Genomic DNA, 21,821 nt, shown 5'->3' on the forward strand with positions numbered 1-21,821 from the left:
GTGACCCCCCGATAGCGACCTCGACCCCGACCCTGATCTCGGCCCTGACCCCGACCCCCGATCTCGGCCCGTAAGCCGCTCATGGGGCCGGACGGAGCCGGGTCAGCCCGCGTAGAACAGTTCGTCCACCACGGTCCGGGCCCGGCGGGCGGTGCGCCGGTAGTCGTCCAGCATGTCGCCGACGCGCCCTGGGCCGTAGCCGAGGTACCGGCCCACCGCGACCAGCTCGCGTGGGTCGGAGGGGAAGGTGTCGCCGGCGCGGCCGCGCACCAGCATCACCGCGTTGCGCACCCGCGTGGCCAGCACCCACGCCTCGTCCAGCGTCGCCGCCTCCTCCTCCGGGATGAGGCCGGCGTCGCGGGCCGCGGTGAGCGCCTGCCGGGTGCGGGTGGTCCGCAGCCCCGGATGCGTGGCGCCGTGCCGCATCTGGATCAGCTGCACGGTCCACTCGACGTCGGACAGGCCGCCCGGGCCGAGCTTGGTGTGCAGCTTGGGGTCGGCGCCCCGGGGCAGCCGCTCCGACTCCATCCGTGCCTTCAGCCGCCGGATCTCCCGCACGGCCTCCTCCGCGAGCCCGCCCGCCGGATACCGCAGGGGGTCGGCGAGTTCGAGGAACCTGCTCCCCAACTCCTCGTCCCCCGCGACGACTTCGGCGCGCAGCAGCGCCTGCGACTCCCACACAAGCGACCACCGGCGGTAGTAGGCCTCGTAGGACTTCACCGTGCGCACGAGCGGCCCGGACTTGCCCTCCGGACGCAGGTCGGCGTCGACGAGCAGCGGTGGGTCGGCGCTGGGGATCTGCAAAAGTCTGCGCATCTCGGAGACGACCTTGTTGGCGGCCTCCCCGGCCTCCCGCTCGTCGACGCCCTCCCGTGGCTCGTGGACGAACAGGACGTCCGCGTCGGAGCCGTAGCCGAGTTCGTGGCCGCCGAAGCGCCCCATGCCGATGACGGCGAAACGGGTGGGGAGGGTGTCGCCCCAGCCCTCGCGGACGACGGCGCGCAGGGTGCCGGACAGCGTGGCGGCGGTGAGGTCGGACACGGCGCCGCCGACCAGGTCCACGAGAGCGCCCTGGTCGGCCTCGACGGGCTGCGCCTCGGTGCCGTAGGAGCCGACGATGTCCGCGGCGGCGATGCGGAACAGCTCGCGCCGGCGGACCCCGCGTGCGGCGGCGACCGCCTGCACGGCCCCGTCGGCCCGCCGCACCGCCGCGAGGATCTCCTGCTCCAGCAGGGCGCGCCCACGCGGCTCGAGACCGCCGCCGTCGCCGTCGCCGAGCAGCGCCACCGCCTCCGGTGCGCGCATCAGCAGGTCGGGGGCGAGCCGCCCGGCGGACAGCACGCGGGCGAGGTTCTCCGCAGCGGCCCCCTCGTCCCTCAACAACCGCAGATACCAAGGCGTCTTGCCCAGGGCGTCGGAGACCTTGCGGAAGTTGAGCAGGCCCGCGTCCGGGTCGGCGGAGTCGGCGAACCACCCCAACAGGACGGGCAGGAGGGTGCGTTGGATGGCGGCCTTGCGGGTGACGCCGGAGGCCAGCGCCTCCAGGTGGCGCAGTGCGGCGGCGGGATCGGCGTAGCCGAGGGCGACGAGTCGTTCGCGTGCCGCCTCCGGGCTCAACCGGGTCTCGCCCGGGGCGAGTTGGGCCACCGCGTCGAGCAGCGGCCGGTAGAACAGCTTCTCGTGCAGTCGCCGTACGACGGACGCGTGCCGCTTCCATTCCCGGCCGAGCTCGGCGACCGGGTCGGTGCGCAGACCGAGGGAGCGGCCGAGCCGCCGCAGGTCGGTCTCGTCCTCGGGGACCAGATGCGTCCGCCGCAGCCGGTAGAGCTGGATGCGGTGCTCCATGGAGCGCAGGAAGCGGTACGCGGCGTCGAGCTGCACCGCGTCGGCGCGTCCGACGTAGCCGCCCGTGGCGAGCGCCTGCAGGGCGTCGAGCGTGGTCCCGCTGCGCAGCGAGCCGTCGGCGCGCCCGTGCACCAGTTGCAGCAGCTGGACGGCGAACTCGACGTCCCGCAGTCCGCCGGGCCCGAGTTTGAGTTCGCGCTCGACCTCGGAGACCGGGATGTTCTCGACGACCCTGCGCCGCATGTTCTGCACGTCGACGACGAAGTTCTCCCGCTCGGCCGCCTTCCACACCATCGGCTCGACGGCGGCCACGTAGTCGGCGCCCAGCTCGAGGTCCCCGGCCACCGGCCGCGCCTTCAGCAGGGCCTGGAACTCCCAGGTCTTGGCCCACCGCTGGTAGTAGGCGAGATGGCTGCTGAGGCTGCGCACCAGCGGGCCGTTGCGCCCCTCGGGCCGCAGGTTGGCGTCGACGGGCCAGATCGACCCTTCCACGGTGGTCTCGGAGCAGATCCGCATCATGTGGGAGGCGAGTTTCGTGGCGGCCCGCAGCGCCTTGGCCTCGTCGGCCCCGTCGACGGCCTCGCCCACGAAGATGACGTCCACGTCGGACACGTAGTTCAGCTCGTGGCCGCCGCACTTGCCCATCGCGATCACGGCGAGCCGGCACAGCGCGGCCTCGTCGGGAGCGGCGGCGCGGGCCAGGCCGAGGGCGGCCCGCAGGGTGGCGGTGGCGAGGTCGGCGAGCTCTGCGGCGGTCTCGGCGACGTCGGTCGTCCCGCACACGTCGCGGGCCGCGATGGACAGCAGGCAGCGCCGGTAGGAGACGCGCAGCGACACCGGGTCGGCGGCGTCGGCGAGTCCGCGCTCGAACTCCTCCACGCCGGGGTGCAGGTCGCGGGGCTCGTAGGTGACCAGCGCCTCCCAGTCCCGCGGATGCCGGGCGAGGTGGTCGGCGAGGGCGGCGGACGCCCCCAGCACCCCCAGCAGCCGGTCCCGCAGGGGTTTGGCGGCGATCAGGGTGTCGAGCAGTTCGCGTCGCGCGGCGGTCCCGGGCTGGGCCTCCACCAGCCCGACGAGGCCGCGCAGCGCGAGGTCGGGGTCGGCGGTGGCGGCCAGCGCCTCGAGCAGAAAGGGGTCGTTGCGCACCGGGGACAGCTCGGGACCGTCCAGCAGCCGCTCGGCGGCGGAGGGATCGGTGAAGCCGTGCCGCAACAGCCTGGTGAAGGTGCTGCTCCTGCGCCCCGGCGCCATCATCGAAGGCCTCCTCGTGCGATCAAGGTCGTCCGCAGTCGAGCCTAACCCTCGCCCCACGGTGGCGCTCCGGCCCGGTTTCGGGTTCTGTGTGGAAAGGCGTGCCGCAACCGCCCGCGCGCCGCACACAGGGACGACAAGGGAGTCACCCATGGACATGACCCTCGAAGTGATCCTGCTGCCGGTGTCGGACGTGGACCGGGCCAAGGAGTTCTACCGCGACAAGGTGGGCTTCCACGTCGATCTCGACGGCGAGGTGATGGAGGGCGTGCGCATCGTGCAGCTCACCCCACCCGGCTCGGGCTGTTCGATCGCCCTGGTGGACGGCCTCCAGGTCCCGACGGGCACCCCGCAGCCGGGCACGTACCACGGCATGCAGCTCTGCGTGACGGACGCGAAGGCGGCATACGAGGAGCTGACCGCGCGGGGCCTGGACGTCACCGAGCCGCAGCGGTTCGCCCCGCAGGACGGCGCGACCTTCATGTACTTCAAGGATCCCGACGGCAACGGCTGGGCGATCCAGGAGTACCGCCGCCGCGAGACGGAACCACTCCACCAGGTCCTGGCGAAACTGGCCACGCAGTAGGGCAGCGCCGGGAACGCCGGTGGCCGCGGGGGCCGCCCGGCGGTGCGACAGGGGCCGACGGTGCGTGACCGTGGCCCTCTGTCCGGCCTCGGCGGTGAAGCACCGCGAAACCGACCCAGCTCGGCTCACCGAAGTGGGAGCTCACAGATTGTCCGACCCGACCGACGACGCGAACAGATTCGACATCCTCAAGATGGACTACGAGATGGCGCGCGACGACGAGCGCACCTTCTCCAACATCCAGGCAGCGGTGGCGAGTATCGCCGTGGCACTGCTTGCGGTGATAGCCACCATCGTAAGCGACACCTGCCAGCTGAGCGACGCCAAGGACTGCAAGCGGGTTCCGGACTTCTTTCTGGCTGCCGCACCGTCGGTGCCGTTTGCGGCACTGGCTTTCCTGCAACTGCTCGGCGCGGTTTCTTCCATTCGAAGCTACTACATCCGGGCACTCGAGCGAGAACTCCGCGGATACGCCCGGAGACCGCTGACGGAATTACATTCCATCTCCCCCATCCAACCGGCCTCCTATTTCGAACTGATCACCGAAGTCACCACCATGCGCCGGGGGCGTTCCGGCTACCGCGTTTTGTCGTTCCTGGTCCTGTCGGTCACTTTCCTGGTGTTCGCCGGATTCACCGTGTACATAGCCGTCAAGCTCGACGGCTACTACACGCTGTCCATGCTTCTCCTGTACGGAGTGGCCTTCGCTTTTCTCGCTTCGGAGGTGGCGGGCGCCACACTCGGGGCCCGGACGACCTTCGTCAGGGTCGCGCAGCAGTTTCAGGCGAGATCCGCCCTGCCACTGCTGACCAACGCCACCGGCGGTACGAACACCGGGCGCGGCATCGTCTCCTACCTCGTCTTCCCGAGGCCGGAGGACTGGAGCAAGCTCCTGTTCATCCCGCTCGTCTTCCTCGCCGCCTCAGCTTCTCGCGGGACGCCGTTCGACTGGACCACGCTGCTGACGTGCATGGTGATCGCGGAGTATCTCGTGTACTCCGCGCGCTACCAGTGGAACGACATCCGGGGGGTGGCCGCCGACGCAGCACATCCTCAAGCGCGGGCGCGGCTGCGTCTGCCGTACTCGGGCGACCGGGGGAGGCTGCGTTTCATCGTGGGATGGAGCCTCGGGGTCGCATTCGCCCGGGTGGTCACCGCGGTCCTTCTGGGATATGCGACGGGAGAAATCACGTTCACGCTCGCCTTCCTGGCGGCGGTCTTCGCCGTGGCGGCGCTCTACGAACTGCTTCGCACGTCGTCGCAGGCCCCGTCGACGACTCCCCGGGGGCGATCACGCCTCGCAAAGGCGATCTGGCTGACGGTAGGAACCGGTTATGCGCTGCGTTTCCTGGTCGGAGTCTACGCGGCGGGAATTCCCCTGGGTGATCCGCTCGTCTACACGGGCGCGGTCTTCGCGTACGCGTTCGGCATCATGTTCTTCCTTCTGACCTGGGTGCTGGAAGCCACAAGTTACTGTCGCGCGTCAGCCGGCGGGGTCTGGTACCAGGGGAGGGAACTGAGGGGAAAGGCCAATCTGGGCATCCTGCTGCGGTACGTCCGAGGTCCGGTGATCAGTACGCATCCCGATCCTCACCCTGCGGCCCCTTCCGCCCTGAATTGCGGTGAGGTGAAGATCCTCGCGGGCCGGGGCGCGCTGTTCGCGCCGTGGAATCTGGCTCTGTGGGTGTCCGCGGCCGCCGGAGGCCCACTCGCCGTGCACCTGACAGGAACCCCGACCGCCGCCGCGACCGTGTGGTGGGTGTCGGCCGCCGGCATGGCGGGGGCGTTCGCCATGGCGGCTGCCGGCGGACCCCCCGCCCGCGCCGCCGTGCAGCTGCTGACCGCCGTCGGCATCGTGCTGGCCGACGGGCTCGGGAGAACCAGCGGGACAGAAGTCCTGGACTACGTGCTTCTGCTCGCCCCCTGGATGACCACGGCGGGCACCTACCTGATGTTCCGCAACCAGTCCTACCGGGATCTCAAGTATTTCGCGGCAGATCTCTTCAGGAGCGTGCGCCAGTTGACGATCTGGCTGGTCAAGTCCGTCACCGGCCCGGACACCTGGCGGGCCATCCGGTGAGGGAGTGAAACCACCGGCCGTGACACTGCAGGCTGTCCCGCAGTCCGCCATGCACGGCGTCAGGGTTCATCGCGGTCCCTGGCGGCGGACACTTCACTCACCTGTGCACCCGAAGCCTCACGCCACCCGTCCGCAACGTCGCAGGTGTCGTCCAGGACTGGATCGCGCCTCCCGCCGGGTGCACAGGCAGGGGATCGATCTGCGCGTAGCGGCACGTGCTCGGCACCGCCCGCTCCGCTTCCGTGCCCGTCGGAGGTAGTCAGAAGCTGGGGTCCGGGTCGTAGGCAGCTGCGGCCATGAGCGGGACGAACAGTTCCTCGGGCAGGCCTGCGCTCTCCACGGTACTGAGCACCGTGGATGACAGTCAGTCGTGAGGGCGAGGCAGTCGAGCGATCTCCGTCCGGAGCCAGCCCGGCACGTGTGTGCAGCACGGTAACCGCCTCGCCCTGACGGTCAGTCACTTCGACTAAGGCCCAGCCGTACGTTGTACGCCAACGCGCCTGTCCTCAGCGCCCGTCAGCAGGTCCGTGAGGTCGCGGACGCGACGATCCGACGTTTCTGAGGCTCCGTCACTGGAGACTGACAACAAACTTCTCCGCGGTACTTGGTCGTAGTCCACAGGCGCAGTCGCCCTAGGCGCAACTGGAGGATTGAGGCACCTCTCACAGGAGGGAGGTGTAGCTCATGGGTGACGAATTTTGGCGAACGGTCCGGAAGGCCATCGAAGAAGACAACCGGACCGTCCGCTTGATCGTGATTCTCCTCACGATAGGGGCCATGGCCCTGATCGCCTACCTGCTGGCCAGCAGGTAACCAGAGCGCACACCCCGGGTGGTGGGCTGTTGGAGCAGCCCACCACCCAACCAACAGTAGGCGCGGATCTTGCCACTTGGTCCTGTTGAGCCGCCACAAGTCCAGCGCCGCAATCTCAGCAAACCCTACAAGAAATAACGCCCTGAAGTATCCGAAAACGGGGCAAAATAATGACATGCGCATGGCAAGTCTATCATGCCGACTCCGGGGTGCGAGGGGTGGCATCACGGTGGGGGCGGGCACGATGCGCTGGCGACGGCTCACAGGCGGCCCAGGGTCAGCACAGCGTGGAGGGCACGGCGGTCAGCCGTGCCCTCCACGGTGCAGAAGCCGCTGCACCACCGCTCGGACATGCGCTTACAGCACCGGCAGGTTCTTCCGCAGCTCGAAGGCGGTGACCTCGGAGCGGTACTCCTCCCACTCCTGGCGCTTGTTGCGCAGGAAGAAGTCGAAGACGTGCTCGCCCAGGGTTTCGGCGACGAGGTCGCTGCGGTCCATCAGGGTCAGGGCCTCGCCGAGATTCTGCGGGAGCGGCTCGATGCCCATGGCGCGACGCTCGGCGTCCGACAGCGCCCAGACGTCGTCCTCGGCGCCCGGCGGGAGCTCGTAGCCCTCCTCGACGCCCTTGAGGCCGGCGGCGAGCAGCATGGCGTAGGCCAGGTACGGGTTGGCGCCGGTGTCGAGGGAGCGGACCTCGATGCGAGCGGAGCCCGTCTTGCCGGGCTTGTACATCGGCACGCGCACCAGGGCGGAGCGGTTGTTGTGCCCCCAGCAGATGTAGGACGGAGCCTCGCCGCCCGCGCCGGCCGTGCGCTCGGAGCCGCCCCAGATGCGCTTGTAGGAGTTGACCCACTGGTTGGTGACGGCGGCGATCTCGGCGGCGTGCTTCAGCAGGCCCGCGATGAAGGACCGGCCGACCTTGGAGAGCTGGTACTCCGCGCCGGACTCGTAGAACGCGTTGCGGTCGCCCTCGAAGAGGGAGAGGTGGGTGTGCATGCCGGAGCCGGGGTGCTCGCTGAACGGCTTCGGCATGAAGGTCGCCTGGACGCCCTGCTCCAGCGCGACCTGCTTCATGACCAGGCGGAACGTCATGATGTTGTCGGCCGTGGAGAGCGCGTCGGCGTAGCGCAGGTCGATCTCCTGCTGGCCGGGGGCGCCCTCGTGGTGGGAGAACTCGACCGAGATGCCCATCGACTCGAGCATGGTGATCGCCTGGCGGCGGAAGTCCATGCCGATGTTGTGCGGGGTGTGGTCGAAGTAGCCGGAGTTGTCGGCCGGGGTCGGGCGGGAGCCGTCGGTCGGCTTGTCCTTCAGCAGGAAGAACTCGATCTCCGGGTGGGTGTAGAACGTGAAGCCCAGGTCGGAGGCGCGGGCGAGGGCCCGCTTGAGGACATAGCGCGGGTCGGCGAAGGACGGGGAGCCGTCCGGCATGAGGATGTCGCAGAACATGCGGGCGGTGCCGGGGGCCTCCGCGCGCCAGGGCAGGACCTGGAAGGTGGAGGGGTCCGGCTTGGCGATCATGTCGGACTCGTAGACCCGGGCGAAGCCCTCGATCGCGGAGCCGTCGAAGCCGATGCCCTCGTCGAAGGCCTGCTCGAGCTCGGCGGGGGCCACGGCGACGGACTTGAGGAAGCCCAGCACGTCCGTGAACCACAGCCGTACGAAACGGATGTCGCGCTCCTCCAACGTCCGGAGCACGAACTCCTGCTGCTTGTCCATCTTCCGCTTCCCCATCCTTGCTGGTCAGGCCGCCTGCCTCCGGTCCCGTGGAGCGGCGGTCGGGCACCTGAGCATCAGACCACATCCCCGTTTCGGGCGCGTTGCCGACCATGATCGCCTCGGCGACCCGGACCTGAACGCCTCGTGTCCGGCGGATGTCCTGCTCTGCCGCCCATCTTGCCTGCTCGGACCGGTATCCGTAATGCCCGACCCCCTCCGTCTGCCCCTCCCGCTTGATTTGCATCGCAAATGACACTTTGACTTGGGTGTGAACGGCCGTACGGGGCGAACCCCGCGACCACGCCATGACCTGCCCCCTGCCCCCATCACACCTCTGGTACGAGCGGGAGGCCCCGGCGGGCGCCCGGACCGGGCTGACCGACCTCACCGACGTGCCCGTCGCGCCCGGAACGCGCGCATACCTGTGCGGCCCGCTCCCCTTCATGCGGGCGGATGTGGGCGCAGCTGATCGCGAAGGGGGTCGCCCCCGCAGGCGTCCACTACGAGGTGTTCGGCCCCGACCTGTGGCCGGCGACGGCGAGCTGACGCCTCGCCGCGACCGCGACCGCAGACTCGACCGGCAAGGCGGCAGGCCGTCGGTCGCGGCCCGGGGTGCCGCGCGCGTCAGGCCCGTCCCGGGATCCCCAGGAGCAGCGGGCCCGTCGGTTCCGTCACGAGGTCCGCGAGCGTGAGCGGGTCCAGGGAACGGCAGAACGCCTCCTGGGCCCGGCGCAGAGCGCCACGCAGACGGCAGGCCGAGCTCAGGGGGCAGGGGGCGGCTCCGCCCTCGCAGTCGGCGACGTCGCCCTCCCCCTCGAAGGCGCGGACGACGGCGCCCACCGACGCCGCGCGGCCCGCTCCGGTGAGGGCGAGGCCGCCGCCCCGGCCGCGCCGGGTCTCCAGCAGCCCCATGCGCTGGAGCTCGGCGACGACCTTCGCCGCGTGGGTGTAGGGGACCTCCATCGCCGCGGCCACCGCCCGCGTCGTGGGAGTGACCTGCGGGTTCTCGCCCGTCACCGCGAGTCGCATCAGGACGCGCAGGGCCAGGTCGGTGGATCGCAACAGCCGCATGAGACGAAGCGTAGATAATGCGCATCTCGGGTTCCAATTATCGAGGACCCCGGCCGTAACCCGTCTACGACAATCCCCTGCGCCGCACTACGATCAGCGGACCCGTTCGTCAGTTCCCCCTTTTCCCAGAAGGACAGGCCTCATGGGTTCCGCCAACACCACCGGCAGTGCGGCGCGCAAGGCGCGCATAGAGGAGATGCGGCGGGCCGAACAGGCTCGTGAGCGGCGAGGACGTGTCCTCGTGATCGGGGGCAGCGTCGTCGCCGTCGTCGCGCTCGTCGCCGGCGGCGTGTTCGTCGTGAGGTCGCAGTCCGGCGACGACGCCCCCGCCGCCGACTCCAAGGCCTCGGGCAACTTCGTCACCGGCAAGGACGGGGTCAGGACGTGGAAGGGGAAGCTGGGGCGCACGCACGTCACCAGGACCGTGAAGTACCCGACCGAGCCCCCCGTCGGCGGTGACCACAACCAGGTCTGGATGAACTGTAACGGCGACGTGTACACGAAGGCGCTGAACAACATGAACGCCGTGCACTCGCTGGAGCACGGCGCGGTCTGGGTGACGTACAACAGCAAGGCGAGCAAGGCCGACGTCGACGCCCTCGCCGCGAAGGTCAAGAAGACGCCCTACACCCTGATGAGCCCGGACGACGCCCAGCCCGACCCGATCATGCTCACCGCGTGGGGCAACCAGCGCACGGTGACGGGTGCGGGCGACCCGAACGTGGACACGTTCTTCGCGAAGTTCGTGCAGGGTCAGCAGACGCCCGAACCGGGCGCAGCGTGCACGGGCGGTCTGCCGCAGTGAGGTACGCGGGAGTGGCCGTCGCCGTGGCCGGGGTGCTCGTCGCCGCGGGAGCCGTCACCTACTCGGTGGCCGAGAACGGCGGGACGGCGGCCGACGCCCCGGTCGCCGACTCCGCCGACGCCGGGTTCGCCCGGGACATGGCGGTGCACCACCAGCAGGCCGTGGAGATGTCGTACATCGTGCGCGACCGGACGACCGGCGAGGAGGTGCGGCGGCTCGCCTACGACATCGCGCAGACCCAGGCCAACCAGCGCGGCATGCTGCTCGGCTGGCTGGACCTGTGGGGGCTGCCGAAGGTGTCGTCCGACCCGCCCATGACCTGGACGGGCATGCGGGGGATGAGCGGCGGCGAGGACGGCGCGCTCATGGTCGGCATGGCCACCGACGCCGAGATGAAGCGGCTCGGCACGCTCAACGGCAAGCAGGCCGAGATCCTCTACCTCCAGCTCATGACCGCCCATCACAAGGGCGGCGTCCACATGGCCGAGAGCTGCGTCGCCAAGTGCGCGGTCGGCGTGGAGAAGCGGCTGGCGCAGGGCATGGTCGAGGCGCAGCAGTCGGAGATCGGTCTCATGGCGGGCATGCTGAAGGCGCGCGGGGCCAAGCCGTGACAGATCGGTGACCGCCCGGCGGCCCGGCCGCGGCGGGCGCCGCGTGCCGGCCGCCGCCGGGCCGCCGGCCCGGCCTCGCGCGGCCGTCGGCCGGGCCGGACTTTGCGTGGCCGTCCCGACCCTCTACGCCCTCTCGGACCGACCGTCGGACCAACTCATAGGGTTTTCCCTCGACTTCGCGGACGAACCCGTCAAACCATGCCAGAAAGCAGCCACTTGGGCGCTTCTTGGTGTTCGCATTCCCCTGGCATGAGGAGTTCGTCGCAAGAGTGGCCCGCACGTCGAGTGATCCACTCGCGTCGAACCACATACAGGGGGTCCTATGAGATCCAATCGCGCCACGCTGCGCGCCGCGAGCATGGCAGCGACTCTGCCCATGATCGTCGGCGCGCTGGCGCTCGGCATACCCGCGGCGCACGCCGCGGACGCCCCGGCCCGCGACACGCTGACCGGGACCAAGCCCGCGTGGGCCACGGCCAAGGCGGACAAGGGCTCGACCCCGGACAGCGCGCAGGTCTCCGCCCGGGTCTACCTCGCGGGACGTGACGCGGCCGGCCTCGGCCGGTACGCGCAGGCGGTCTCCGACCCGAGCTCCGCCGCCTACGGCAAGTACCTCTCCGCCGCGCAGGCGAAGGCCCGCTACGGCGCGACCGCGGCCCAGGTGGCCGCCGTCAAGTCGTGGCTGGCGGCGGCCGGTCTGAAGGTGACCGGCACGACCGAGCACTACGTCTCCGTCAGCGGTGACGTGGCCGCCGCCGAGAAGGCGTTCGGCACCCAGCTGCACAACTACGCCAAGGGCTCGAAGACCTACCGGGCGCCGGCCAAGGCGGCCACCGTCCCGGACAGCCTCGACGGCGCCGTCCTGACCGTCACCGGCCTGGACAACGCCCCGCACAAGGCGACCCACAGCGACCAGCTGCCGGGTCCCGGCGCCGTGTTCAAGAACGCCGGACCGTTCTCCTCGTACTACGGTTCGAACATCGCGACCACGCTGCCGAAGGCGTACGGCAAGCCGATCCCCTACGCCGTCCAGGGTTATACCGGCAAGCAGCTGCGTGCCGCCTACGGAGCGGGCTCGTACACCGGCAAGGGCGTGCGCGTCGCGATCACCGACGCCTTCGCCTCGCCGACGATCGCCTACGACGCGGCCACGTACGCGAAGAAGCACGGCGACGCCGCCTGGAAGACCGGCCAGCTGAGCCAGGTGCTGCCGAAGAACTACACCCACACCGGCGCCGACGAGTGCGACGCCTCGGGCTGGTACGGCGAGGAGACCCTCGACGTCGAGGCCGTGCACGCGGTCGCGCCGGCCGCGAACGTCACGTACGTGGGCGCCGCGTCCTGCATGGACGACGATCTGCTCGACTCGCTCAGCAAGATCGTCGACAACCACCTGGCCGACATCGTCTCCAACTCCTGGGGCGACATCGAGGCCAACCAGACGCCGGACCTGGCGGCCGCCTACGACCAGGTCTTCCAGTTCGGCGCGGTCGAGGGGATCGGCTTCTACTTCTCCTCCGGCGACAACGGCGACGAGGTCGCCAACACCGGCACCAAGCAGGTCGACACCCCGGCCAACTCGGCGTGGGTGACGGCGGTCGGCGGCACCTCGCTGGCGGTCGGCAAGGGCGACAAGTACCTGTGGGAGACCGGCTGGGGCACCGAGAAGGCCTCGCTGTCCGCGGACGGCAAGAGCTGGACGGGCTTCCCCGGCGCGTACACCTCGGGCGCGGGCGGCGGCACCAGCAAGACGGTCGCCGAGCCGTACTACCAGAAGGGCGTCGTCCCGAACGCGCTCGCCACGGCCAACAACGCCGCCGGCAACCGCGTCGTCCCGGACATCGCGGCGATCGCCGACCCGAACACCGGCTTCAGGGTCGGCCAGACCCAGACCTTCCCGGACGGGTCCGAGCAGTACAGCGAGTACCGCATCGGCGGCACCTCGCTGGCCGCGCCGGTCATCGCGGCCGTGCAGGCACTGGCCCAGGAGGCGCGCGGCGGCAAGGCGATCGGTTTCGCCAACCCGTCGATCTACTCCAAGTACGGCACGAAGGTCTACCACGACGTGACCGACAACCCCACGGGGTCCGGACTCGCCGTGGCGCGCGTCGACTTCGCCAACAGCGTCGACGCCACCGGCGGCCTGCTGACCTCGGTCCGCAGCCTCGGCAAGGACAGCTCGCTGTCCGCGGTGAAGGGCTACGACGACGTCACCGGCGTGGGCACGCCCGCGAACGGTTACGTCGACTCGTACCGCCGTCGCTGAGCAGTGCGTGACGTCGGGCTGAGTCCTTGGTGACGTGAAGGGGGGCGTGGGGCGATCGACACCCCGCGCCCCCCATCGCGTCGCTCTGACGATTACACTGTTCCCGTGCCTCAACTTCGTCTCGCCCTGAACCAGATCGACTCGCGTGTCGGCGACCTCGCCGGCAACACCGAAACGATCCTCCGCTGGACCCGGCACTCCGCCGAGCAGGGAGCCCACCTCGTGGCGTTCCCCGAGATGGCGCTGACCGGGTATCCCGTCGAGGACCTCGCGCTGCGCTCCTCCTTCGTCGAAGCCTCCCGCACCGCGCTGCGGCAGCTCGCCGCGCGCCTCGCCGACGAGGGCTTCGGCGGGCTGCCGGTCGTCGTCGGCTACCTCGACCGGTCGGAGAACGACCAGCCGCGGTTCGGCCGGCCGGCCGGCTCTCCGCGCAACGCCGCGGCGGTACTGCACGGCGGCGAGGTGGTGCTGTCCTTCGCCAAGCACCACCTGCCCAACTACGGCGTCTTCGACGAGTTCCGCTACTTCGTGCCGGGCGACACCATGCCGGTGCTGCGCGTGCACGGCGTCGACGTGGCCCTCGCGATCTGCGAGGACCTCTGGCAGGACGGCGGCCGCGTCCCCGCGGCGCGCTCCGCCGGGGCCGGTCTGCTGCTCTCCGTCAACGCCTCCCCCTACGAGCGGGACAAGGACGACACCCGCCTGGAGCTGGTCCGCAAGCGGGCGCAGGAGGCCGGGTGCACCACCGCCTACCTCGCGATGATCGGCGGTCAGGACGAGCTCGTCTTCGACGGCGACTCGATCGTCGTCGACAAGGACGGCGAGGTCGTCGCGCGGGCCCCGCAGTTCTCCGAGGGCTGCGTGGTCCTGGACCTCGACCTGCCCGCGGCCTCCCCCGACGCGCCGACCGGCGTCGTGGACGACGGTCTGCGCATCGACCGCGTGGTGCTGTCCGAGGAGCCGCTGCCGCGTTACGCGCCCGAGCTGAGCGGCGGGTACGCGGAGCGGCTGGACGACGCCGAGGAGGTCTACTCGGCGCTCGTCGTGGGCCTGCGGGCGTACGTCGCGAAGAACGGCTTCCGGTCGGTGCTCATCGGGCTGTCGGGCGGGATCGACTCGGCGCTCGTCGCGGCCCTCGCCTGTGACGCGGTGGGCGCGCAGAACGTGTACGGCGTGTCGATGCCGTCCAAGTACTCCTCCGACCACTCCAAGGGCGACGCGGCGGAGCTGGCCCGGCGCACCGGGCTGAACTTCCGCACGGTGCCGATCGAGCCGATGTTCGACGCGTACATGGGCTCGCTGGGACTGACGGGCCTGGCCGAGGAGAACCTCCAGTCGCGGCTGCGCGGAACCCTGCTGATGGCCGTCTCCAACCAGGAGGGCCACATCGTCCTCGCCCCCGGCAACAAGTCGGAGCTGGCGGTCGGCTACTCCACCCTGTACGGCGACTCGGTCGGCGCGTACGGCCCCATCAAGGACGTCTACAAAACATGGGTCTTCCGGCTCGCCGAGTGGCGCAACCGCGCCGCGGCCGAGCGGGGCCAGACCCCGCCGATCCCGGAGAACTCGATCACCAAGCCGCCGAGCGCCGAGCTGCGCCCCGGCCAGGTGGACACGGACTCGCTCCCGGACTACCCCGTCCTGGACGCGATCCTGGAGATGTACGTGGACCGGGACCAGGGCGCGGACGCGATCGTCGCCGCCGGGTACGACCCCGCGCTGGTCGCCAAGACCCTGCGCATGGTCGACACGGCCGAGTACAAGCGCCGCCAGTACCCTCCGGGCGCGAAGATCTCCGCGAAGGGCTTCGGCAAGGACCGCCGCCTGCCCATCACGAACGGCTGGCGCGAGTCTCTTTAGCCGGGATCGGGGGTCCACCCCGGCCGGGCTCCGCGCGGAACCCGGCCGGGGTGGCGGGGCGGGGCGGGTCAGCGCAGGGCGGCCCGGCCCGCGCCGACGGCCCGCAGGGCGCGCTGCGCGGTCTCCCGGTTCTCGCCGACGGGAGCCACGTGGTCGAGGACGTCGCGCGCGGCGTCCTCCCCGAGCACCCGGGTGATCACCCAGGTGGCGAGGTACTGCGACGCCAGACAGCCGCCCGCCGTGGCGATGTTCCCCTCGGCGTGGAACGGCTCGTCCAGCACGGTGACGCCGCAGGCCTCGACGAAGGGCCGGCTCTTGACGTCCGTGCAGGCCGGCATGGAGCCCAGCAGGCCGAGCCGGGCGAGCACCAGCGCCCCGGAGCACTGCGCGCCGATGAGCTGCCGCGAGGGTTCGAGTCGCAGCCTGGAGATCAGCCGTTCGTCGGCGACGACATCGCGTGTGCGCACCCCGCTGCCGATCAACACGACGTCGGCTTCGGCCACGAACTCCATCGGGCGCTGCCCGCCCACCTCGACGCCGTTCATCGACGTGACCGCCGGCGCCGGCGTCGTGATGAACGCCTCCAAGCCGTCCTTGCGGCACCGGTTGATCAGCGCGGAGGCGATGAAGCTGTCCAGCTCGTTGAATCCGTCGAAGGTGATCACGGCTACCTGCATCGCAACTCCTCGGGTACGGCGGGCAAGGCGACGGACCACCAGTCTCCGGGGCGCCGGAGTCCGGGTCGAGGGCGTTCGTCGGCGGGTGACACGCCTCGGGGACGTGCCACCCGGCGCTCACCGGCCCCGAGGAACGCCGCAGACCCGGCCCGCCGCGGGGGGCGGGCCGGGCGGGCCGGAGGCCGCGTCAGTGCCGGGCCGTCGCCTTCGCCGGGCGCGGTACGTGGGTCGCGACGACGCGGTCGCGGACGGGGCGTCGCGGGGCGCGGCGGGCGTCGACGACGTACGCGACGCCGGCCACCCCCAGGCCCAGCACCGCCAGTGCCGCTCCCGCGATCGCCGGGGAGGTGACGCCGTAGCCGGCCGCGAGGGTCAGGCCGCCGATCCAGGCACCGCCGGCGTTGGCCATGTTGAACGCGGCCTGGTTGGCGGAGGAGGCCAGCGAGGGTCCCGCGGTCGCGCGCTCCATCACCATCAGGTTGAGCGGGGAGCCCGTCACGAACGCGGCGACGCCCAGCAGGACCACGGCCAGCGCGCCGCCCCAGGCCGTCGTCATCAGCAGCGGGAACAGGGCCAGGACCAGCGCCAGCGAGGTGAGTCCGGCGAACAGCGTGGGGCGCATCGCGTGGTCGGCGAGCCGGCCGCCGAGCAGGTTGCCGACGGTGGCGCCGACGCCGAACAGCGCCAGCAGCAGCGTCACGCTGGAGCCGGCGTACCCGGCGGAGTCCGTCAGCATGGGCGTGATGTAGCTGTAGGCGGCGAACAGGGCGCCGAAACCGGCGACCGTCGTGCCGAGCGCCAGCCACACCGGAAGTGAGCGCAGGGCGGACAGCTCGCGGCGCAGGCCGACGGCGGGGGCCTGGGTGTGGTCGTGCGGGATCAGCAGGGCCAGGGCGGCGATCGCCGCCAGGCCGATCACGCTGACGCCGAGGAAGGCCGCCCGCCAGCCGAGGTGCTGGCCCACGAGGGTGGCGGCGGGGACGCCCGCGATGTTGGCGACGGTCAGACCGAGGAACATCAGCGACACCGAACGGGCCTTGCGCTCGGGCGCGACCAGCGTGGTGGCCACCACCGCGCCGACACCGAAGAAGGCGCCGTGCGGCAGACCGCTGAGGAAGCGGGCGGCCAGCAGCCAGCCGTTGTCCGGGGCCAGAGCGGAGAGCGCGTTGCCCGCGACGAACAGCACCATCAGGGAGATCAGGACCGTGCGGCGGGACATCCGCGCGGTCGCCGCGGCGAGCAGCGGCGCGCCGATGACGACGCCGAGCGCGTACGCGGAGACCAGGTGTCCGGCCGCCGGGATGGAGATGTGCAGGTCGCCCGCGACGTCGGGCAGCAGGCCCATCATCACGAACTCGGTGGTGCCGATGCCGAAGGCACCCACGGCCAGGGCGAGCAGGGCCAGAGGCATGAAGAACTTGCCTTTCAGGGAGAGCGGGTTCCGTTCATCATACGGTTCGTATGTTCAACTACGGAACAAAGTCTCCCCGGCCGGTATTCCGGCGGGCGACGCCCCGGTTACGGTGTGGTGACCTTCACACGAGCCGCCACCGGCAGATGGTCGCTGCCCGTCCGCGGCAGCGTCCACGAGGTGACCGGCTGCACGCCCTTCACCATGATCTGGTCGATCCGCGCCATCGGGAACGACGCGGGCCAGCTGAACCCGAACCCGCTGCCCGCCGCGCCCTGCGTGGAGCGCATCTGGGAGGTCACGGCGTTCAACGAGCGGTCGTTCATGGTGCCGTTGAGGTCGCCGAGCAGGACCACCCGGGTCAGCCGTTCGTCGGCGATCGCCTCGCCCAGCGCGTCCGCGCTCTTGTCGCGCTGCCGGGCGGTGAACCCGGCCTGCAGCTTGACCCGCACCGACGGCAGATGGGCCACGTAGACGGCCACCTCACCCTGCGGCGTGGCGACGGCCGCCCGCATGGCGCGCGTCCAGCCCAACTCGATGTCGACGGCCCGCACACCGCTCAGCGGGTACTTGCTCCACAGCCCGACCGTGCCCTGCACCGAGTGGTACGGGTACGTCGCCGCCAGCGCCTTCTCGTACACCGGGACGGCCGAGGCGGTCAGCTCCTCCAGGGCCAGCACGTCCGCCTCGGAGGCGGCGACGTCCCGGGCGGTGCCCGCCGGGTCGGGGTTGTCGGCGTTGACGTTGTGGGTGGCCACGGTGAGGTCACCGCCGGCGCCGGTGCGGTCGACGAGCAGCCCGCCGAAGAGGTTCGTCCACACCACGACCGGCAGGACGACGGCGATCAGCGCGGTCGCCGACCTGCGCACCACCGCGAGCACCAGCAGCACCGGCAGGAACACGCCGATCCACGGCAGGAACGTCTCCGTGAGGCTGCCGAGGTTGCCGAACCGGTTGGGGATGCGCGAGTGCAGCAGCATCACCAGGGAGAGCGCCAGGGCCACACCCGCGACGACCAGACCGCGCCGCCAGATGTGCGGGTCCCCCCGCCAGCCCGTGGTCAGCCGGCCGAGGAGACGTCCGATCAGGCGCCGGAGCCGGACTCCCCGAGGCTCGTGTCCCGAGTCTCCGTTGCCGTCCGTCTCCGTCATGTACGCCTGCTGCGCCATACCGTCGCCTCACTGCCTGCCGTGCACCGTCCGTCCCCCCGGGTACGACCCTAGGGGATGATCGGCTTGGATCTCGCCGTCTCGTGACGGCCGTACGGCAACGATGACGAGGGGTGCGGTCCCACGGGTTCCGGCGCCGGCGGGCACGGCCCGGTCTGTGACGGAACGCTCACATCAGGGGTGCGCGTCCGGCGGGCTGACGGGGCGTAGTCCGGCGAGCAGCGAGTCGACGATGCGCTCCGGGAGGTCTTCGGGCAGGTCGGCGTCAGGGCGCAGGACGGCACGCACGAGCATGGGGCCGACGAAGATGTCGTTGATCAGTTCGAGGTCGAGGTCGGCGCGGAGTTCGCCGTTCTCCTGTCCCCGGCGCAGGACTTCGACGCCCAGCCTGCGCCGGGGCGCTATCACCGTGTTGTGGTACGCCGTCCAGATCTGCGGGCTGCTCTTCATCTGGGCGTGGACGTTGTGCAGGATCGCCGAGGAGCGGCTGGCGAGTCCGCGCCGGCGCAGCGCCTCCAGCAGCACGACCAGGTCGTCGCGCATGGACGTGCCGGGGAGTTCGGGGTCGTCGGGCTCGGCGGCCCGCAGCACGTCCACGAACAGCGCCTCCTTGCCGCTCCAGCGCCGGTAGATGGTGGCCTTGCCGACGCCGGCGGTGCGGGCGATGCGCTCGATGGACATCTCGGCGAGCGAGACGCCGTCCTCCAGCAGCTTCATCGTGACCTCGATGATGGCCCGTTCCAGGGCCTCGTTCCGGGGCCGCCCCCGGACGGGCTGCTCGACGGCTGCGCTGTCGGCGGGGCTCACGTCCACTGATCCTTTCGTCGCACTGGGGAATTGTCGCCCACGGGGCGGGCGGATGCGGCGACTCCCTGCCGCACCCGCCCACCGGCCACTACGACGTGGTCCGGGCCGGCTGCTCCTCCTCCGCGTCGGCGGGCACGGGCTTCGGGCGGCCCGGCAGGAACGCGGCGACCACGGCCGCGCCCACGAGCGCCACCCCGGCCCCGCACAGGGCGGTGACGTGCATGGCGTGCAGGAAGGCGTCGTTGGCGGGGCCGACCAGCGCCCTGCCCCGGTCGCCGAGGCTCGCGGCGACCCCCAGCGTCGCCTCGATCGACTCGCCGGCCGTGTGGCGCAGGCCCTCCGGCAGCGTGCCGAGGCTGCCCTCGATGCCGTCGCGGTACGACGTGGACAGCACCGAGCCGAGGACGGCGATGCCGAGCGCGCCGCCGACCTGGCGGAAGGTGTTGCTCAGCGCGGAGGCCGAGCCGGCCTTCTCCCGGGGCAGGGCCTGCATGATGACCACGCTGGTCGGGGTCATGATGTGGGCCATGCCGGCGCCCATGCAGAAGAAGACGACCTCCAGCAGCCAGATCGGGGTGTCCGCCTCCAGCAGGGCGAACGCCGCCAGCGTCGCGGTGAGGAGGAGCATCGCCGCCGTGGTCGTGGCCCTGACCCCTATGCGGTCCACGACGAGCCGGGCGCGCGGCGCGAAGATCAGCTGGGCGGCGGCCAGCGGCAGCAGCAACAGGCCGGTCTGCAGCGGCGAGTAGCCGCGCACGCTCTGGGTGTAGAAGACCGAGAAGAAGGTCACGCCCATGAGCGCGAAGAAGACGAGCGCTATGACGGAGATCGCGGCCGAGAACACCTTGTTCCGGAAGTACCCGACGTCGACCGACGGATGGTCGCTGCGCTTCTCGAACACCACGAACGCGGCGAGGACCGCCAGTCCGGCCCCGATGGTCACGAGCACGGTCGGGTCGGTGAAGTCGGCCAGCTCGCCGCCCTTGATGATGCCGTAGACGAGCAGCACGAGGCCGACGACCGACAGGGCGACGCCGACGGGGTCGAGGCGGCCGGGGTTCGGGTCGCGGGACTCGGGCACCAGCCACATCATCAGCCCGAACGCGAGCAGCACGATGGGCACGTTGATGAGGAACACCGAGCCCCACCAGAAGTGCGCGAGGAGCAGACCTCCGGTGATGGGCCCGATCGCGATGGCGAGCCCGACGCCGCCCGCCCAGATGCCGATCGCCTTGGGCTGCTCCTCGCGCTCGAAGACGTTCATCAGGACGGCGAGGGTCGCGGGCATCACGAAGGCGGCGCCGAGGGCCATCAGCGCGCGGAAGGCGATGAGCTGGGCGGGCGAGCCGGACTCGGCCGCGAGCGCGGAGCCGATGCCGAACACGGCGAGCCCGCCGAGCAGGACCTTCTTGCGGCCGATCCGGTCGCCGAGGAGCCCTGCGGAGAACAGCAGTCCCGCGAAGACGAGCGTGTAGGCGTTGATCGCCCACTCCAGCTCGCTCTGGGTGGCGCCGAGGCCGGTCGGGGCGGGCGTCGAGATCGTCTTGATCGCGACGTTCAGGATCGAGTTGTCGAGCACCACGATCAGCAGGCTCAGCATCAGGACGCCGAGGATCGCCCAACGACGCCGGTGCACCGCTTCCGGTATCCGCGGAGCGGTGGGGACGGCAGGAGTAGTCATGGCGCCGAGCTTAGGACGTTTCCGATACGGACCCGTCTCGTATCGGAAAGCGGGAGCGCGTTTCTTACTGAGGTTTTACCCACAGGGGGCGCTCTGGCTCTCGCCCGGGCGAAGTGCCACCATGGGCAGTGGTCCGGGGACGCCGTGAGGGCGCCTCGAGATGACGTTAGGAGCCGTTGCCATGACGCAGCTCTCGGCTGCCCGGAATGTCCCGCAGAAACCCACCGACGGCAGCAACGCGCTGTACGGGGGCAAGGGCACCCGCCGTATCACCGTCCGCGACATCGCCCTCGCCAAGGAACGCGGCGAGAAGTGGCCCATGCTCACCGCCTACGACGCGATGACCGCCTCCGTCTTCGACGAGGCCGGGATCCCCGTGATGCTCGTGGGCGACTCGGCGGGCAACTGCCACCTCGGCTACGAGACGACTGTGCCCGTCACCCTCGACGAGATGACCATGCTGTCCGCGGCGGTCGTACGGGGCACCTCCCGTGCGCTGATCGTCGGCGACCTGCCGTTCGGCTCCTACCAGGAGGGTCCGGTGCAGGCGCTGCGCTCGGCGACGCGCCTGGTGAAGGAGGCCGGGGTCGGGGCCGTGAAGCTGGAGGGCGGCGAGCGCTCGCACCGGCAGATCGAGCTCCTCGTCGAGTCCGGCATTCCGGTGATGGCGCACATCGGCCTGACCCCGCAGTCCGTGAACGCGATGGGTTACCGCGTGCAGGGGCGCGGCGAGGAGGCGGCCCAGCAGCTCCTGCGGGACGCCAAGGCCGTACAGGACGCGGGCGCGTTCGCGGTGGTGCTGGAGCTGGTCCCGGCGGAGCTGGCGGCCGAGGTCACGCGGGTGCTGCACATCCCGACCGTCGGCATCGGCGCCGGTCCGGAGACGGACGCCCAGGTACTGGTGTGGACCGACATGCTCGGGCTGACCGGGGGCCGGGTGCCGAAGTTCGTCAAGCAGTACGCGAACCTGCGGCAGGTCATGGGCGACGCGGCGAAGGCGTTCGCAGAGGACGTCGTCGGCGGCACGTTCCCGCTGGACGAGCACAGCGTGCACTGAGCCTCCCGCGCCGACCGGGTGGACGCCGGGCCTCTGCTCCGGGACCGGAGTCTCCCCCGGCCGCGTCCACCCGGTCGGCGCGCTGTAGGCGGTCTGTAGGCGGTCTGTCGGC

General features: G+C 70.9%; 15 protein-coding genes and 1 pseudogene. 8 read left to right on the plus strand and 8 right to left on the minus strand.

The annotated features are described in order from the left end of the window. Window positions 1-102: 102 nt before the first annotated feature. Entirely contained in the window at window positions 103-3,099 is a 2,997-nt protein-coding gene (locus tag QF032_RS11925; protein ID WP_307055965.1) for a bifunctional [glutamine synthetase] adenylyltransferase/[glutamine synthetase]-adenylyl-L-tyrosine phosphorylase, read from the minus strand. A gap of 148 nt (window positions 3,100-3,247) precedes the next feature. Between QF032_RS11925 and QF032_RS11930 the strand changes: the two genes are divergently transcribed. Continuing rightward, entirely contained in the window at window positions 3,248-3,682 is a 435-nt protein-coding gene (locus tag QF032_RS11930; RefSeq protein WP_306952931.1) for a VOC family protein, read from the plus strand. Window positions 3,683-3,746: 64 nt separating this feature from the next. Then, complete coding sequence (locus tag QF032_RS11935) at window positions 3,747-5,762, plus strand: hypothetical protein (RefSeq protein WP_307055966.1); 2,016 nt, start codon at window positions 3,747-3,749, stop codon at window positions 5,760-5,762. Window positions 5,763-6,932: 1,170 nt separating this feature from the next. Here the strand turns inward: QF032_RS11935 and QF032_RS11940 are convergent. Next, window positions 6,933-8,294 carry a glutamine synthetase family protein gene (locus tag QF032_RS11940; RefSeq protein WP_057583457.1) on the minus strand — a complete coding sequence of 454 codons (1,362 nt, stop codon included), beginning with the start codon at window positions 8,292-8,294 and terminating at the stop codon, window positions 6,933-6,935. Between the two features lie 329 nt (window positions 8,295-8,623). On the opposite strand from QF032_RS11940, the pseudogene QF032_RS11945 reads away from it, so the two are divergent. Beyond that, window positions 8,624-8,840 (plus strand): annotated as a pseudogene (locus tag QF032_RS11945) (hemin transporter); the annotation flags it as partial. A gap of 78 nt (window positions 8,841-8,918) precedes the next feature. On the opposite strand, the gene QF032_RS11950 reads toward QF032_RS11945, so the two are convergent. Beyond that, entirely contained in the window at window positions 8,919-9,365 is a 447-nt protein-coding gene (locus QF032_RS11950) for an RrF2 family transcriptional regulator (protein WP_307055967.1), read from the minus strand. Window positions 9,366-9,507: 142 nt separating this feature from the next. Between QF032_RS11950 and QF032_RS11955 the strand changes: the two genes are divergently transcribed. The 4 genes from QF032_RS11955 to QF032_RS11970 all read left to right on the plus strand — a co-directional run bounded on the left by QF032_RS11955 (window position 9,508) and on the right by QF032_RS11970 (window position 14,907). Next, complete coding sequence (locus tag QF032_RS11955) at window positions 9,508-10,170, plus strand: DUF3105 domain-containing protein (RefSeq protein WP_306952925.1); 663 nt, start codon at window positions 9,508-9,510, stop codon at window positions 10,168-10,170. A gap of 11 nt (window positions 10,171-10,181) precedes the next feature. After that, the gene (locus QF032_RS11960; protein WP_307055968.1) at window positions 10,182-10,781 is read left to right on the plus strand and encodes a DUF305 domain-containing protein; all 600 of its coding nucleotides are present in this window, start codon (window positions 10,182-10,184) and stop codon (window positions 10,779-10,781) included. Window positions 10,782-11,103: 322 nt separating this feature from the next. Next, window positions 11,104-13,047, plus strand: a complete 1,944-nt coding sequence (locus tag QF032_RS11965; RefSeq protein ID WP_307042202.1) for a S53 family peptidase — start codon at window positions 11,104-11,106, stop codon at window positions 13,045-13,047. 105 nt (window positions 13,048-13,152) lie between these two features. Next, the gene (locus QF032_RS11970) at window positions 13,153-14,907 is read left to right on the plus strand and encodes an NAD+ synthase (protein ID WP_307055969.1); all 1,755 of its coding nucleotides are present in this window, start codon (window positions 13,153-13,155) and stop codon (window positions 14,905-14,907) included. A 68-nt stretch (window positions 14,908-14,975) separates the two neighbouring features. Here QF032_RS11970 and QF032_RS11975 read toward each other — a convergent pair whose 3' ends face one another. The 5 genes from QF032_RS11975 to QF032_RS11995 all read right to left on the minus strand — a co-directional run bounded on the left by QF032_RS11975 (window position 14,976) and on the right by QF032_RS11995 (window position 20,652). Beyond that, window positions 14,976-15,584 carry a DJ-1/PfpI family protein gene (locus tag QF032_RS11975; protein ID WP_307055970.1) on the minus strand — a complete coding sequence of 203 codons (609 nt, stop codon included), beginning with the start codon at window positions 15,582-15,584 and terminating at the stop codon, window positions 14,976-14,978. Window positions 15,585-15,771: 187 nt separating this feature from the next. Further along, window positions 15,772-16,995, minus strand: coding sequence for an MFS transporter (locus QF032_RS11980; protein ID WP_307042208.1), 1,224 nt, complete (start codon window positions 16,993-16,995; stop codon window positions 15,772-15,774). A gap of 107 nt (window positions 16,996-17,102) precedes the next feature. Then, window positions 17,103-18,164 (minus strand): endonuclease/exonuclease/phosphatase family protein, encoded by a 1,062-nt coding sequence (locus QF032_RS11985; RefSeq protein ID WP_306952915.1) that lies wholly within the window; start codon window positions 18,162-18,164, stop codon window positions 17,103-17,105. 174 nt (window positions 18,165-18,338) lie between these two features. Beyond that, on the minus strand, window positions 18,339-18,971 hold the full coding sequence (locus QF032_RS11990) for a TetR/AcrR family transcriptional regulator (RefSeq protein WP_306952913.1): 633 nt from the start codon (window positions 18,969-18,971) through the stop codon (window positions 18,339-18,341). 88 nt (window positions 18,972-19,059) lie between these two features. Beyond that, window positions 19,060-20,652, minus strand: coding sequence for an MFS transporter (locus tag QF032_RS11995; protein ID WP_307055971.1), 1,593 nt, complete (start codon window positions 20,650-20,652; stop codon window positions 19,060-19,062). Window positions 20,653-20,833: 181 nt separating this feature from the next. On the opposite strand from QF032_RS11995, the gene panB reads away from it, so the two are divergent. Continuing rightward, window positions 20,834-21,709 carry a 3-methyl-2-oxobutanoate hydroxymethyltransferase gene (panB, locus tag QF032_RS12000; RefSeq protein WP_307055972.1) on the plus strand — a complete coding sequence of 292 codons (876 nt, stop codon included), beginning with the start codon at window positions 20,834-20,836 and terminating at the stop codon, window positions 21,707-21,709. Window positions 21,710-21,821: the final 112 nt, after the last annotated feature.

This window comes from Streptomyces achromogenes, from assembly GCF_030816715.1.
In the GTDB taxonomy this organism is placed as follows: Bacteria; Actinomycetota; Actinomycetes; order Streptomycetales; family Streptomycetaceae; genus Streptomyces; species Streptomyces achromogenes_A.

What these genes read in the sequence shown, in the direction of transcription:
- panB (WP_307055972.1), top strand. Translation starts at nt 20,834, where the DNA reads ATGACGCAGCTCTCGGCTGCCCGGAATGTCCCGCAGAAACCCACCGAC.
- QF032_RS11975 (WP_307055970.1), bottom strand. Translation starts at nt 15,584, where the DNA reads ATGCAGGTAGCCGTGATCACCTTCGACGGATTCAACGAGCTGGACAGC.
- QF032_RS11940 (WP_057583457.1), bottom strand. Translation starts at nt 8,294, where the DNA reads ATGGACAAGCAGCAGGAGTTCGTGCTCCGGACGTTGGAGGAGCGCGAC.
- QF032_RS11955 (WP_306952925.1), top strand. Translation starts at nt 9,508, where the DNA reads ATGGGTTCCGCCAACACCACCGGCAGTGCGGCGCGCAAGGCGCGCATA.
- QF032_RS11980 (WP_307042208.1), bottom strand. Translation starts at nt 16,995, where the DNA reads ATGCCTCTGGCCCTGCTCGCCCTGGCCGTGGGTGCCTTCGGCATCGGC.
- QF032_RS11995 (WP_307055971.1), bottom strand. Translation starts at nt 20,652, where the DNA reads ATGACTACTCCTGCCGTCCCCACCGCTCCGCGGATACCGGAAGCGGTG.
- QF032_RS11930 (WP_306952931.1), top strand. Translation starts at nt 3,248, where the DNA reads ATGGACATGACCCTCGAAGTGATCCTGCTGCCGGTGTCGGACGTGGAC.
- QF032_RS11985 (WP_306952915.1), bottom strand. Translation starts at nt 18,164, where the DNA reads ATGGCGCAGCAGGCGTACATGACGGAGACGGACGGCAACGGAGACTCG.
- QF032_RS11950 (WP_307055967.1), bottom strand. Translation starts at nt 9,365, where the DNA reads ATGCGGCTGTTGCGATCCACCGACCTGGCCCTGCGCGTCCTGATGCGA.
- QF032_RS11925 (WP_307055965.1), bottom strand. Translation starts at nt 3,099, where the DNA reads ATGATGGCGCCGGGGCGCAGGAGCAGCACCTTCACCAGGCTGTTGCGG.
- QF032_RS11965 (WP_307042202.1), top strand. Translation starts at nt 11,104, where the DNA reads ATGAGATCCAATCGCGCCACGCTGCGCGCCGCGAGCATGGCAGCGACT.